This window comes from Azotobacter chroococcum, from assembly GCF_002220155.1.
Classification (GTDB): domain Bacteria; phylum Pseudomonadota; class Gammaproteobacteria; order Pseudomonadales; family Pseudomonadaceae; genus Azotobacter; species Azotobacter chroococcum.
The window spans coordinates 2,224,005-2,235,446 of record NZ_CP011835.1; the positions used below are offsets into that span (position 1 = coordinate 2,224,005).

15 protein-coding genes are annotated in these 11,442 nt (G+C 69.3%); 5 read left to right on the forward strand and 10 right to left on the reverse strand.

The window, feature by feature from the left end; translation table 11 throughout:
* Positions 1-12 precede the first annotated feature (12 nt).
* The 8 genes from ACG10_RS10225 to ACG10_RS10255 all read right to left on the reverse strand — a co-directional run bounded on the left by ACG10_RS10225 (position 13) and on the right by ACG10_RS10255 (position 4,786).
* A complete protein-coding gene (locus ACG10_RS10225; RefSeq protein WP_089168143.1) occupies positions 13-297 on the reverse strand; it encodes a BufA1 family periplasmic bufferin-type metallophore in 285 nt (94 codons plus the stop codon).
* Positions 246-1,073: an acetoacetate decarboxylase gene (locus ACG10_RS10230; RefSeq protein ID WP_089168144.1), complete on the reverse strand. Its 828-nt coding sequence runs from the start codon at positions 1,071-1,073 to the stop codon at positions 246-248. The genes ACG10_RS10225 and ACG10_RS10230 overlap by 52 nt, the downstream gene beginning before the upstream one ends.
* A gap of 22 nt (positions 1,074-1,095) precedes the next feature.
* Positions 1,096-2,172 carry a patatin-like phospholipase family protein gene (locus tag ACG10_RS10235; protein ID WP_089168145.1) on the reverse strand — a complete coding sequence of 359 codons (1,077 nt, stop codon included), beginning with the start codon at positions 2,170-2,172 and terminating at the stop codon, positions 1,096-1,098.
* A 10-nt stretch (positions 2,173-2,182) separates the two neighbouring features.
* Complete coding sequence (locus ACG10_RS10240) at positions 2,183-2,965, reverse strand: 3-hydroxybutyrate dehydrogenase (protein WP_089168146.1); 783 nt, start codon at positions 2,963-2,965, stop codon at positions 2,183-2,185.
* A 44-nt stretch (positions 2,966-3,009) separates the two neighbouring features.
* Positions 3,010-3,219, reverse strand: a complete 210-nt coding sequence (locus ACG10_RS24120; RefSeq protein ID WP_198319050.1) for a hypothetical protein — start codon at positions 3,217-3,219, stop codon at positions 3,010-3,012.
* A gap of 80 nt (positions 3,220-3,299) precedes the next feature.
* On the reverse strand, positions 3,300-3,908 hold the full coding sequence (locus ACG10_RS10245) for an NAD(P)/FAD-dependent oxidoreductase (RefSeq protein ID WP_198319051.1): 609 nt from the start codon (positions 3,906-3,908) through the stop codon (positions 3,300-3,302).
* The gene (locus ACG10_RS10250) at positions 3,905-4,408 is read right to left on the reverse strand and encodes a DoxX family protein (protein WP_089168147.1); all 504 of its coding nucleotides are present in this window, start codon (positions 4,406-4,408) and stop codon (positions 3,905-3,907) included. Before ACG10_RS10250 ends, ACG10_RS10245 begins: the two co-directional genes overlap by 4 nt.
* Positions 4,409-4,480: 72 nt before the next feature.
* Positions 4,481-4,786 (reverse strand): BufA1 family periplasmic bufferin-type metallophore, encoded by a 306-nt coding sequence (locus ACG10_RS10255; protein ID WP_089168148.1) that lies wholly within the window; start codon positions 4,784-4,786, stop codon positions 4,481-4,483.
* Positions 4,787-5,093: 307 nt separating this feature from the next.
* On the opposite strand from ACG10_RS10255, the gene ACG10_RS10260 reads away from it, so the two are divergent.
* The 4 genes from ACG10_RS10260 (at position 5,094) to ACG10_RS10275 (ending at position 8,518) form a co-directional block, all read left to right on the forward strand.
* Entirely contained in the window at positions 5,094-5,543 is a 450-nt protein-coding gene (locus ACG10_RS10260; protein ID WP_198319052.1) for a hypothetical protein, read from the forward strand.
* A gap of 246 nt (positions 5,544-5,789) precedes the next feature.
* Complete coding sequence (locus ACG10_RS10265) at positions 5,790-6,065, forward strand: hypothetical protein (protein WP_089168149.1); 276 nt, start codon at positions 5,790-5,792, stop codon at positions 6,063-6,065.
* 403 nt (positions 6,066-6,468) lie between these two features.
* Entirely contained in the window at positions 6,469-7,176 is a 708-nt protein-coding gene (locus tag ACG10_RS10270) for a response regulator transcription factor (RefSeq protein WP_089168150.1), read from the forward strand.
* 268 nt (positions 7,177-7,444) lie between these two features.
* Entirely contained in the window at positions 7,445-8,518 is a 1,074-nt protein-coding gene (locus tag ACG10_RS10275; protein ID WP_089168151.1) for a sensor histidine kinase, read from the forward strand.
* Here the strand turns inward: ACG10_RS10275 and ACG10_RS10280 are convergent.
* Positions 8,505-9,278 (reverse strand): HvfC/BufC N-terminal domain-containing protein, encoded by a 774-nt coding sequence (locus tag ACG10_RS10280; RefSeq protein WP_089168152.1) that lies wholly within the window; start codon positions 9,276-9,278, stop codon positions 8,505-8,507. The two genes, ACG10_RS10275 and ACG10_RS10280, sit on opposite strands and share 14 nt — an antisense overlap.
* Positions 9,262-10,107 carry an MNIO family bufferin maturase gene (bufB, locus tag ACG10_RS10285; RefSeq protein ID WP_089168153.1) on the reverse strand — a complete coding sequence of 282 codons (846 nt, stop codon included), beginning with the start codon at positions 10,105-10,107 and terminating at the stop codon, positions 9,262-9,264. The genes ACG10_RS10280 and bufB overlap by 17 nt, the downstream gene beginning before the upstream one ends.
* Before the next feature lie 122 nt (positions 10,108-10,229).
* Here bufB and ACG10_RS10290 point away from each other — a divergent pair, with 122 nt between their 5' ends.
* Positions 10,230-11,423 carry a PAS domain-containing protein gene (locus tag ACG10_RS10290; RefSeq protein WP_089168154.1) on the forward strand — a complete coding sequence of 398 codons (1,194 nt, stop codon included), beginning with the start codon at positions 10,230-10,232 and terminating at the stop codon, positions 11,421-11,423.
* The last annotated feature ends 19 nt before the right edge of the window (positions 11,424-11,442 follow it).

Consider the following 11,442-nt stretch of genomic DNA (forward strand, 5'->3'; position numbering starts at 1 on the left):
GGCTCCACAGCCTCAACCGCCGGCCTTGAGCTGCCCGCCGGCGATGCGCAGGCAGGTGCCGGCGGGCAGCATCAGCCACTCCTCGGGGCTGCGCTCGCGGGTCGCCTGGCCGGCGCAGGCGTGCTTCGCGGTGCCACAGTCGTTCCTGCCGGCGCGCACCACGGCGTAGCAGCGCTCGCGGTCGGCGCTGAAGGTCTTCGCCGAACCTGGCAGCAGATGGCTGTACTGCTGCACCGCGAGCAGGCTCAGGCCGATTGCGGCAGCGAGGACCGCGCCGTTGGCGAGTCGGTACGGCATGCGCCGGCCTCCTGCAGATAGTCGAAGAGCACCCGCCCGTAGGGCAGCGTCAGGTCGGCGACGAAGTGGATGCCGCCGAGCACCCGGCGCACCGGCAGGTCGGCGACCGGCGCATTGACGTGGGGGATCAGGTGCAGCCGTGCCGGGCTTTCCCAGGCACCCTTGATGTGGATGTCGGCGAGGTTGTAGGCGACCAGCTGGGCGATGGCGGGGGAACCGTCGACGTCCGGGATCAGCTTGAGGTTGACCTGGGTCCTGGAGAGTTTCTGCACCAGCGGCGCGGTATCGCAGACCAGTCCGCCGTTGCCGCCGCAGAGGATGTTGTCGTGCTTGTAGGCCATGCTCGCCAGCGCCACCGGCTGGCCGGCGTATTCCAGGCGTCCGGCCAGGGTGTCGCGGTTCACCTTCAGCGAGACGTCGGCCAGCTTCTTGGGGAAGCCCCAGATCTCGCGCCCGCCGGAGATCGGCGGCTCGCAGTCGAGGTACATCTGGGCGACGAAGTTCAGCGGCTCGCCGCGAAAGCGGCAGGGGATGACGATGCCGGACTCGGTGTAGTCGCCGAAGCCGGTGGAGTCCGGCATGCGGATGAACTCGTAGAGCACCCGGTCGCTGCCGTCCGGCTCCAGCGGCTCGGGCACCGCGGCGCGGATCGCCGCCGGGTCGGACTGGTAGGTGAGGATCATGTACTGGCGGTCGATGAAGCGGTACGGACCTCTGGGGTAGCTCGGGCTGGCCAGCGGCATCGAGGCGGTTTCGAGGATGTCGGCGATCTTCATGGGCGTTCTCCGGTGGGGCGGGTCAGAGGAATTCGGCGCGGATGTCCACGCTGGAGCGCTCGCCGAGGGCGTCGTAGGTCTCGGCCAGCCAGTGCCCGGCCTGGGCGCGGCCGCGATCGCGCAGCGTGCAGAGGAATCGCCAGTCGGCGTTGAGCTTGCTCGACACGCCGAGCCCGGCCATGGTCTCGTCGGCGCGGATCGAGTGGATCAGCATCCGCTTCATCTCGCCGTCCGCCACCTGGCCGCGCTCGATCAGCGAGGTGACGAAGGCGATCGCGCGCAGCTCGCGCATCAGCGAGGAGTTGAAGCTCACCTCGTTGATCCGGTTGAGGATCTCCGCGGCGGTCTTCGGCACGCCGCGGCGCACGATGGGGTTGATGTGCACGATCACCACGTCGCGGCTGGCGCATTCGTAGATCAGCGGATAGATCGCCGGGTTGCCGACGTAGCCGCCGTCCCAGTAGGGCACCTCGTCGATCTCCACCGCCTGGAACAGGAAGGGCAGGCAGGCCGAGGCGAGCACCGCCTCGATGCAGATCTCCTCGCGCGGGAAGATCCGCACCTTGCCGGTTTCCACGTTGGTGGCGCACAGGTACAGCCGGGTGCTGCCGTTTTCGCGCAGGGCGGCGAAATCCACGTGGCGCCCGAGCACCTGGCGCAGCGGATTGAAGTTGAACGGATTGAACTGATAGGGCGAGAAGACCCGCATCAGCATGTCGGTCATCAGGTAGAACGGCGAGTGGTCGAGCCTGTGGCCGTACAGGTTGCCGACTCCGGGCAGCTGGCGGAACGGGCTGTACAGCGCCGCGCTGGCGGCGATGTCGCGCCAGAAACCGTGCAGCGCCTGGCGCGCGCCGGCCGGGCCGCCCTGCATCAGGCCGTAGGCGAGCACCACGGCGTTCATCGCCCCGGCGCTGGTGGCGCTGATCCCCTCGAAGTCAATGCGCCCGTCCTCCAGCAGGCGGTCGAGTACCCCCCAGGCGAAGGCGCCGTGGGCGCCGCCGCCCTGCAGGGCGAGGGTCACCGGCTTCACCTGCAGCTGGCCGGCGCTCGCGCGCTGCGCCGCCGGGCGTTCGTCGAGTCGTTCTCTGGCAGTCATGGCGTGCACCTCAGTGTTGGGTCCAGCCGCCGTCCATCGCCAGGGCGGCGGCGGTCATCGAGGCGGCGGCATCGGAGCAGAGGAACAGGGTCAGCGCGGCCAGCTCCTCGACCGCGACGAACGCCTTGCGCGCCTGGTGCGTCAGCAGCACGTCGCGCACCACGTTCTCCGCGGAGATGCCGTGGGCCCTGGCCTGGTCGGCGATCTGCCGCTCGACCAGCGGGGTCTTCACGTAGCCGGGGCAGAGGGTGTTGCAGGTGATGCCGTACTCCGCCACCTCCAGGGCGACCGCGCGCGAGAGGCCGACCAGGCCGTGCTTGGCCGCCACATAGGCCGACTTGAACGGCGAGGCGGTCAGTCCGTGGGCCGAGGCGATGTTGACGATGCGTCCCCAGCGGCGCGCCTTCATCTCCGGCAGCACCGCCTTGATCAGGTGGAAGGCCGAGGACAGGTTGACAGCGAGGATCGCGTCCCACCTGTCCTCGGGGAACTCCTCGAGCGGCGCGACATGCTGGATGCCGGCGTTGTTGACGACGATGTCGACCTTGCCGAACTCGCCTCGGGCGTAGTCGGCCATGGCGCGGATGGCCGCGGGGCTGGCCAGGTCGGCGGGCGAATAGCGCACCCGCACGCCGTGGCGCGCCTCCAGCTCGTGGCGTAGGCTGTCGATGGCGTCGGGCTCGCCGAGGCCGTTGAGCAGCACGTCGGCGCCCCGTTCGGCGAAGGCGCGGGCGATGCCGAGGCCGATGCCGCTGGTGGAGCCGGTGACGATGACGGATTTTCCCTGGAGCATGGGGTTGTCCTCGCTGGGAAGAGGGGGCGGTTGCAGGAGCGGATTTATCCGCGATTCCCGGCAGCACCGAGGGCTTGTGGTGTTCTTGCAGGTTCGGCGCGGACCGGGATTTCGCGCAGAGGGGGTGGCGGGGCGGCGGCCTCGTCCTCCGTCTCGCCGCTGCGGGTGAAGCGCAGGTGGGTGATGTCGGCGCGGAAGAACATGCCCCAGGTCCATTCCGCCCAGATGTGCAGCTTGCGGCCGAGGGTCGGCATGCGCAGCAGGTAGTAGGCGCGCCACAGCAGCCAGGCGGGCAGGCCCGCCAGAGGCAGGCCGAAGACCTGGGCGACGCCGTTCAGGTGGCCATCATCCCTTTCGAGACATGGGCGAAGGGGCGCGTCTCCTGGCCGGCGATGGCGGCGGCGAGATTGCCGGCGAGCTGCCCGGCCTGGGCCACCGCGAACTGCGCGGTGGGCGGCGAGTCCGCGCCGCTGGCGGCGTTCGCCACCCGCGCGCAGTCTCCGAGGGCCCAGACCCCGGGCAGTCCCGGCACCGCCATGTCGGCCTGGGTGTCGATGCGCCCGCGCACCAGCGGCACGCCGAGCTGCTCGACCAGCCGGTGTGGGCGGGTGCCGATGGTGCAGATCACCGTCGCGGCGGCGAGGCGCCCGCCGTCGGCCAGGTCCACGCCCTCGGCGTCGACGCCGCGCCGCTCCAGCGAGCGGGCGGCGCGCCGGCCGAGGCTCTCGGGCAGCTCCGGCAGCAGGCGCGTGCCGTCCTGGAGGATCGTCACCCGCAGCTCGTCCGGCTTCACCCGCGGGTAGTAGCGCAGCGCGCCGCGCAGGAAGTCGGCCAGTTCCCCGGCCACCTCGACCCCGGCGAAGCCGCCGCCGATCACCAGGATGTTGCGTTCCGCCGGCTCGCCGGCTGCCGGAGCGGGGATGTCCAGGGAATCGGGCTTCATGCTGCGCGCCTCCCCCGCCAGCGGCGGATCAGGTGATCGAGGGACAGCTTGCCGGGGCCGTGGCACAGCGTGACCAGCAGCAGGAGCCCCCAGTACTGGTGGTGCTGCAGCCCGACCTCGCCGAGGCCTGGGTAGGAGATCACCGCGACGATGTTGAACAGGAACAGCGCCAGCGCCGCCAGCCGCGTGCCGAGGCCCAGCACCAGCAGCACCGGCAGCGACAGCTCGGCCGCGGTGCCGAGCCAGGCGGCCAGCTCCGGCGGCAGCAGCGGCACCGCGTATTCGTATTCGAAGAGCGTCAGGGTGCTGCTCCAGCTGGCGATCTTGGTCAGTCCGGCCTGGAAGAACACGCTGGCGACCAGCAGCCGGATGCCGAAATCCAGCAGCGGGGTGAACAAGGCGAGCCCCTTCAGCGCGGCATTGGCCGCGTCGTCGAAGCGGCCCCTGAGGGGCGCGCGGGTCTTCGCCAGGGGCGCGGGATGGCTGGCAGAGAGATCCATGGTGACCTCCTGAGAGTCGGTGGGGTTGGAAGGGCCGGCCGCCCGGCGGCCGGCAGGGGATGCGTGGGCGGCTTACTGCTGCTTCATCGCCGCCAGGCCGCCGTGGGCGTTGTAGGGCTTGTCGGTGAGCGTGCCGCCGGCGATCTTTTCGCAGGTGCCCTTGGGCACCAGCACCCAGGCCTCGGCGTCGTTGTCGACCTTGGCGGTGCCGGCGCAGGAACTCTTCGCCGTGCCGCAGTCGTTCTTGCCGGCTTTGGCGATCCCGGCGCACTTCTCCACGTCCGCCTTGGCGGCCAGCGCCGGCCCGCTGGCGCTGGCCAGCACGCCCAAGGACAAAAGACCGGCCATGGCGCCACGGATGATCTGTTCGGTTTTCATTGAGGGGGTTCTCCGCATCGGGTTGCTTGGGAACGGGCCGGCGGGGTGCCTTTCCGTGGTGGGCAGTATCCGAGGCGGAATTCACGGGACGGTCGCGCGAAATTCACGTTTTCGTCACGGCGGGGGCGTGAGCCGAATGCCTTCTGTGGTGCTCGGCAGACTTTGCATGCGAGCCGACTCGGCTTCTGTCGGTCATGGAAAAGCGGTTTCAACACCGGGCTTGCCTCGACAGAACCTAAGCTGAAAGTTGGGGTCAGGAGGAAACATCCGTTGCAAGCCGTATCGGATATGAACAGGGAGGTATGCCGTGAAAAACTTTATTGGCACGATTGTCATGGCCAGCGTTATCGCCGGCGGGTTCTATATGCAGGAGCAGGACCGCCAGGAAAGCCAGGAACTGCACGAGCGGTTCGCCACCAGCATGGTGGCCCGGCATGATGGCTTGATCTGGAATACACAAATGGCAATGACATGCGATCTGGAGTTCGACGGGCGCCCCGGCGAGGAAGGTATTCGCCGTTATCTGGCATGCGAAGAACGCATGCTCGACCCGGAAGCGCTGAACAAGGCCCTGGCGCTGGATAGACAGTTGCGATCCTGCGGCGGGATAGAGAATCCTGAAAGAATGACCGAATGTTTTGCGGCGGTAGTTGGTTTATCGGTGGCAAAAGCCAAGGTATCTGAAACAGAGCGCGCTCAATGGAGCCCGGTCGCGCCGGTAGCGGCTCATTCGTTATTTCAAGTGCTTGAAAAATAGCGGGTATTCCTGCCTGTCGAGTCCGGCAGGAGCGCCCCTTGAAGGCTGTACGAAAAGTCGTTGTGCTGGACTGGCAAGAACGAGTCGCGCCTGAAAAGGCTTTTCGAGGGCTGGCGAATAGACACTTTTGGGTATTGATCCGGACGTTTCGCAAGAAGCCTGGCAGCCACCTGTGTAGATCGTCGTCTAGTCTTTTCAAGCGCGTTCCGCTGCACGCCTAGGGGAATAAACGGGAGTAAGAAAGCAATGACGCTTAAAGAACTGGCTGCCCGCTCTGCGAGTTTCAATACGCGCCTGCATAGCCTGCAGGGCATTTCGATACTGGATTGGGAAAGAATGAAGATTCCCGAAGAAGACCGGCCGGCACTTCTTCGGCAAATGCATCGCGATTCCGTCGTCTGGCTATATGGCTATATAGCCGCGCTGGCGGACAGGAAACTTGTCGATAAGGGGGACGCCGAGCGGATGCACTGCGAACTTCTATATCTGCATGAGAAACATTCTTCTATTGTCAACTACTAACGGAGTCCAGAACCCCGGGCTCCCGGGGTTTTATTCCGGCCTGACAGCAGTCGCATATATGCATATATATTGGGCTCCGTTGGCGCAGGCCCGATCAGCGGCAGCGCCCAGGGGCCGATGGCCCGCCCGATCGAACAGCGCTATGCGCACCGCACGCTGGAGCTGCTGGTGGACGGCGGTTTCGCCAGGCTCGGCAACTTGCCACGCCGGGCTTGGGTGAAAGAGCCGCGGCGACCCGCTCCGCTTCCAGGGCGTTCGGCGCTCATCGCCGTCCCCAAAAAAATCGAAAACCTCACAGCCTCCCAGCGCAACCCCGCTCCACCAGACGAACACCACCCCCGCCGCTCCCCGATTGCCTATCCTTCATCCTTCATTCCCCTGCTGGCTTGCGCGAGAGCCCGCCATGGCGCGACAGGTGCTGGTCATCGAGGACGATGCGGATATCGCCCGGCTGGTGCAGTTGCAGCTGGCCGATCTGGGCTGCGCGGTCAGGCTGGCCGGCGACGGGGCGAGCGGGCTGGCCGAGGCGCAGGCGCGGGATTACGACCTGGTGATCCTCGACCTGATGCTGCCGGGGATCGACGGGCTGGAGATCTGTCGGCGGCTGCGGGCGCGGCCGGGCTATGTGCCGATCCTCATGCTCACCGCGCGCTCGGGGGAGCTCGACCGGGTGCTCGGCCTGGAGATGGGCGCCGACGACTACCTCACCAAGCCGTTCAGCGTGCTCGAGCTGGTGGCCCGGGTGAAGGCGCTGTTCCGTCGGGTCGACAGCCTGGCCAGCCGTTCCGCGCAGGCCGGGCAGGTGATCGAGAACGGCGGGCTGCGTATCGACGTGGAGCGGCGCCAGGTGGCCCTCGACGGCCGGCCGGTCGAGCTCACCGCCACCGAGTTCGACCTGCTGCTGCATTTCGCCCGGCATCCGGGGCGGGTGTTCTCCCGCAGCCAGCTGCTCGACCAGGTGTGGGGCTACAGCCACAGCGGCTACGAGCACACCGTCAACACCCACATCAACCGCCTGCGGGCGAAGATCGAGGCCAATCCCAACCGTCCCGAATACGTGCAGACGGTGTGGGGGGTGGGCTACCGCTTTCGCGACGCGCCCCGGAGCTAGGGTCTGTTGACGTTTTGACGTAGGCCGCGACGGCGGCCCGTCTGGCGCAGAACAAGGAACGAGGAGAGAAGTTTGGTCATTCCAAATGAACGACGAGCGACGCCGTGCTGCGCCAGACGGGCCCCGTCCCTGCGGGTTGCGCGGCAAATGCCGCCATGCGGCGTTGCGGGTCTTGGCAAGGGAATGACCATTGCCGGCGTCCCGCGCCTTGCCTGGCGGCATTTGCTGCGGCAACGCGGCTCACGCCAAAACGTCAACACCCCCTAACATGTTCCAGTCCCTCTACGGCAGGCTCGCGGCGGTGCTGATGGGGGTGTTCGTCGCGGTCGGCGGGCTGACGCTCCTCGCCTCGGAGCGGATGCTGGAGACCGAGCGCCTGCTGGAGCTGGCGAGCCACCTGATCCTCGGCGCGCTGGCCTTCAGCCTGCTCGCGGCGCTGATCGTCTTCCGCCTGCTGACCCGGCGCCTGCGCGCGCTCTGCGCGGCCATCGAGGCCTTTCGCGACGGTGGCTTTGCCGAGCCGCTGCGCCTTGCCGTGCCTGTCGCTGCCAGCGACGAGATCGACCGGCTGGCGCGGGTCTGCGTCGAGATGTCGGAGCGCATCGCCGGCCAGCTCGACGCCCAGGCGCGGGCCGAGGCGTGCCGCCGCGAGCTCTTGGCCAACGTCTCCCACGACCTGCGCACGCCGCTGGCGTCGATGCAGGGCTATCTGGAAACCCTGCTGCTCAAGGCCGACAGCCTCGCCCCGGAGGAGCGCCATGGCTACCTGCAGATCGCCACCCGTCACTGCGAGCGGCTGGGCAAGCTGGTCGGCGACCTGTTCGAGCTGACCCGCCTGGAGGCGCGGGAGGTCCGCCCGAACCTGGAGCCGTTCCCCATCGCCGAGCTGGCCCAGGACGTGGCGCAGAAGTTCGAGCTGCAGGCGGGCAACGCCGGGCTGCGGCTGCAGACGACGATCCCGCCGGACGTGCCGGCGGTGCCGGCCGATATCGGCATGCTCGAACGGCTGCTGGAGAACCTCATCGAGAACGCCATGCGCCACACCCCGGCGGGCGGCGTGATCGGCGTCGAGGTGGCGGCCGACGGGGAGGCGGTGGAGCTGCGGGTCAGCGATACCGGGCGGGGCATGGCGGCGGAGGAACTGGCCCATGTGTTCGACCGCTACTACCGCGTCGACCGCGGCGAGGCCGCCGACGCCGGGCATGCCGGACTCGGCCTGGCGATCTGCCGGCGCATCGTCGAGCTGCATGGCGGCAGCATCCGCGCCGAGAGCCGGCCCGGCGCCGGGACCTGTTTCGTCGTGCGCCTGCCGGTCGCCGCACCACAGCTCAGCGCAGGCTGAAATCGGCCAGGGTGGAGGCGAGCAGATGACGCTGCAAAAAGGCCGCCAGATCGAACGCCGGCGCCGTGCGCTGCAGCGCGGCGAACGCCGCGCCGAGCGGCTGGCCGTTGGCGAGCCGGCGCAGCAGGGCGTATTCGCCGGGTTCCAGGGCGTCGAGCAGCACCTCGAAGCCGCTGCGCCGCACCAGCAACTCGACACCGCCGCTAGCGAGGTCGAAGCCCTCGTCCCAGGCCACCCCCGGCTGGTGCAGCTGCCACAGGCGCCGCAGCGGCCAGGGCGAGGCGAGCAGGCGGCAGGCCGGGCTGAGCCGGAAGCGCAGCCGCGCCTGGGCGGCGGCCTCGACCGCGGCGAGCCGTTCGAGGGGGAAGGCTGGCGGCGCGGCGGCGTGGAACACCTCGTGGATCGCCCATTCCAGCCGGGCCATGTCCGGCAGGTAGGGCAGGCCGGCGGTCGGGGCGAAGCCGGCGAGAAAGTCCGCGAAGTGCCGGCCGAAGTCGTGGATGTCGCCGCTGGTCGAGGGATGCGCGCGGCGGTAGCGCTCCGCCGCCGCGGCGAAGAACTCCGCGCCGACCAGTTGCTCCAGCACCGGGTAGACCGCGCGCAGCGCCTCGCGGCCGTTGTGCCGGGCGTTGTTGCGGTACACCGCCAGGCGTTCCCCGGGGGCGATGCGGTCGGCCACCAGCAGCGGCAGCAACGCCGCGTCCTGCGGGGCGTCCAGCGCCGCCGCGAACAGCTCCTGCAGCTCACGCAGGGAGAGCATCATGCACCTCCAGCAAGCGTTCCGCCGTGGCCGCCTCGGCCAGCAGCACGGCCAGTTCCGGGATGTCGGTGTCCCATTCGATCAGCGTCGGCTGGCGCCCGAAGCGGCGCAGGGCGAGCCGGTACAGTGCCCACACCGGCGGTGCCACGCGGCTGCCGTGGGTGTCGACGAGCAGCTCGCCGGCGCGGTCGAAGCCGGCCAGATGGATCTCGCCCACCGCCGCCGGCGGGATGTCGGCGAGAAAGCCGGCGGGATCGAAGCCATGGTTCATCGCGCTGACGTAGAGGTTGTTCACGTCGAGCAGCACGCCGCAGCCGGTTTCTCTGGCGAGGCCGGCGAGGAACTGCGCCTCGCCGAGGCTGGAGTGGCGAAAGCGCAGGTAGCTGGAGATGTTCTCGACCAGGATCTGCCGGCCGAGCCTGTCCTGCACCTGGCGCACATGGGCGGCGACCACCGCCAGCGCCTCCTCGGTGTAGGGCAGCGGCAGCAGGTCGTTGAGGTGGCGGCCGGGGATCGCGCCCCAGCTCAGATGCTCGGACACCCGCGCCGGCTCGATGCGCCGCACCAGCGCCGCGAGGCGGGCGAGGTGGGTGCGGTCGAGAGGCTGCGCCGAGCCCAGCGACAGGCCGACGCCGTGCAGGCTCAGCGGGTAGTGGCCGCGAGCACGCTCCAGATAGTGCAGCGGCTGGCCGTCGCCGAAGTAGTTCTCGCTGTGCACTTCCAGCCAGCCGATATCCGGCAGTTCGGCGAGCAGCTGGCGATAGTGCGGGGCGCGCAGGCCGATCCCGGCGCGGGCCGGCAGGCGGGGGGGAGGGCTGGAGGGGATCATGCTCGCTCCTGGGGGCGGTGGCGGTTGCGATCCAGTCTGCGCGGCGGGGATCACGAAAGCGTCACGGAAGGATCAAGGTTTTCTCCGTCGGCGCGAAGCAAGCGGACACGGGAGGAGCGGACATGAGCCTGGAACGCCGAATCCTGCTACCGGCGGCGCTCTGGGCGCTGCTCCTGCTGGCCGTCCTGGCCTGGGCGGACTGGCCGCGCCTGGCCCCGCCGGGCCTGCTCGCGGTGGGGCTGGCGCTGTGGCTGGCGCTGCTCGCGCTGGCGCTGCGCCGGCAGGTCCGCCGGCCGCTGGCGGAGCTCGTCCGCGGCTGCGAGGCGCCGGCGGCGGACGGCGACGACTTCGCCCGTCTCGCCGCCGGCCTGCGTGCGCTGCACGAGCGGCTGGAGGCGCAGCAGGCCGAACTGGCGCGGCTCGGCGAACGCTGTGCGCAGGCCGAGCGGGCCTGCAAGCTCAGCGAGGAGCGCTTCGCCCTGGCCCTGCGCGGCGCTGGCGACGGCCTCTGGGAGCGCGATCTGGACAACGGCCGGCTGGTCCTCTCGGCGCGCTGGAAGAGCATGCTGGGCTACGCCGAGGAGGAGTTTCCCGACCGCCTGGAGGTCTGGCGCGAGCATGTCCACCCCCAGGACCTGATCGCCGTCGAGATCGCCCTGGATTCCCATCTGCAGGGCGCCCTGCCGCGCTACGAGTGCCAGTACCGCGTCCGCCACAGGGACGGCCGCTACCGCTGGCTGCTGTCGCGCGGCTGCGCGCTGCGCCATGCCAACGGCCGCGCCTACCGGATGGTCGGCCTGGACACCGACGTCAGTCCGATCAAGCGGGTCGAGCACATCCTCGAGGAGGTGGTCGAGGGCACCGCCGGCTCCTACGGCGAGGACTTCTTCCAGCGCCTGGTGCAGCACTTCGCCGGCGCCCTCGAGGTGTCCTGCGCCTTCATCACCGAATGCGCCGACCAGCCGCCGACCCGGGTGCGCACCCTGGCCTTCTGGTCCGACGACCGCTTCCTCGACAACCTGGAGTACGACCTGCCTGGCACGCCCTGCGAGGCGGTGATCCGCGACGGGCTGACCTGCTTTCATCCGGCGGCCCTGGCCCGCAAGTTCCCGGTGGAGGAGGGTTTCCAGAGCTATATCGGCATACCGATCTTCGGCCGCGACGGCGGCGTGCTCGGCCACCTGGCCTTCCTCGACCGGCGGCCGATGGATGGCGGGATGCTGGTCGACGCGGTGTTCCGCCTGTTCGCCGCCCGCGCCGCCGCCGAGCTGGAGCGCAAGGCCATGGCCGGGGCGCTGGCGCAGCGTTTCGGTTGAGCCCGGATGCGGCGGCTAT

What these genes read in the sequence shown, in the direction of transcription:
- ACG10_RS10265 (WP_089168149.1), top strand. Translation starts at nt 5,790, where the DNA reads ATGACGCTTAAAGAACTGGCTGCCCGCTCTGCGAGTTTCAATACGCGC.
- ACG10_RS10280 (WP_089168152.1), bottom strand. Translation starts at nt 9,278, where the DNA reads ATGCTCTCCCTGCGTGAGCTGCAGGAGCTGTTCGCGGCGGCGCTGGAC.
- ACG10_RS10275 (WP_089168151.1), top strand. Translation starts at nt 7,445, where the DNA reads ATGTTCCAGTCCCTCTACGGCAGGCTCGCGGCGGTGCTGATGGGGGTG.
- ACG10_RS10255 (WP_089168148.1), bottom strand. Translation starts at nt 4,786, where the DNA reads ATGAAAACCGAACAGATCATCCGTGGCGCCATGGCCGGTCTTTTGTCC.
- ACG10_RS10270 (WP_089168150.1), top strand. Translation starts at nt 6,469, where the DNA reads ATGGCGCGACAGGTGCTGGTCATCGAGGACGATGCGGATATCGCCCGG.
- ACG10_RS10240 (WP_089168146.1), bottom strand. Translation starts at nt 2,965, where the DNA reads ATGCTCCAGGGAAAATCCGTCATCGTCACCGGCTCCACCAGCGGCATC.
- ACG10_RS24120 (WP_198319050.1), bottom strand. Translation starts at nt 3,219, where the DNA reads ATGCCGACCCTCGGCCGCAAGCTGCACATCTGGGCGGAATGGACCTGG.
- ACG10_RS10290 (WP_089168154.1), top strand. Translation starts at nt 10,230, where the DNA reads ATGAGCCTGGAACGCCGAATCCTGCTACCGGCGGCGCTCTGGGCGCTG.
- bufB (WP_089168153.1), bottom strand. Translation starts at nt 10,107, where the DNA reads ATGATCCCCTCCAGCCCTCCCCCCCGCCTGCCGGCCCGCGCCGGGATC.
- ACG10_RS10235 (WP_089168145.1), bottom strand. Translation starts at nt 2,172, where the DNA reads ATGACTGCCAGAGAACGACTCGACGAACGCCCGGCGGCGCAGCGCGCG.
- ACG10_RS10250 (WP_089168147.1), bottom strand. Translation starts at nt 4,408, where the DNA reads ATGGATCTCTCTGCCAGCCATCCCGCGCCCCTGGCGAAGACCCGCGCG.
- ACG10_RS10225 (WP_089168143.1), bottom strand. Translation starts at nt 297, where the DNA reads ATGCCGTACCGACTCGCCAACGGCGCGGTCCTCGCTGCCGCAATCGGC.
- ACG10_RS10230 (WP_089168144.1), bottom strand. Translation starts at nt 1,073, where the DNA reads ATGAAGATCGCCGACATCCTCGAAACCGCCTCGATGCCGCTGGCCAGC.
- ACG10_RS10245 (WP_198319051.1), bottom strand. Translation starts at nt 3,908, where the DNA reads ATGAAGCCCGATTCCCTGGACATCCCCGCTCCGGCAGCCGGCGAGCCG.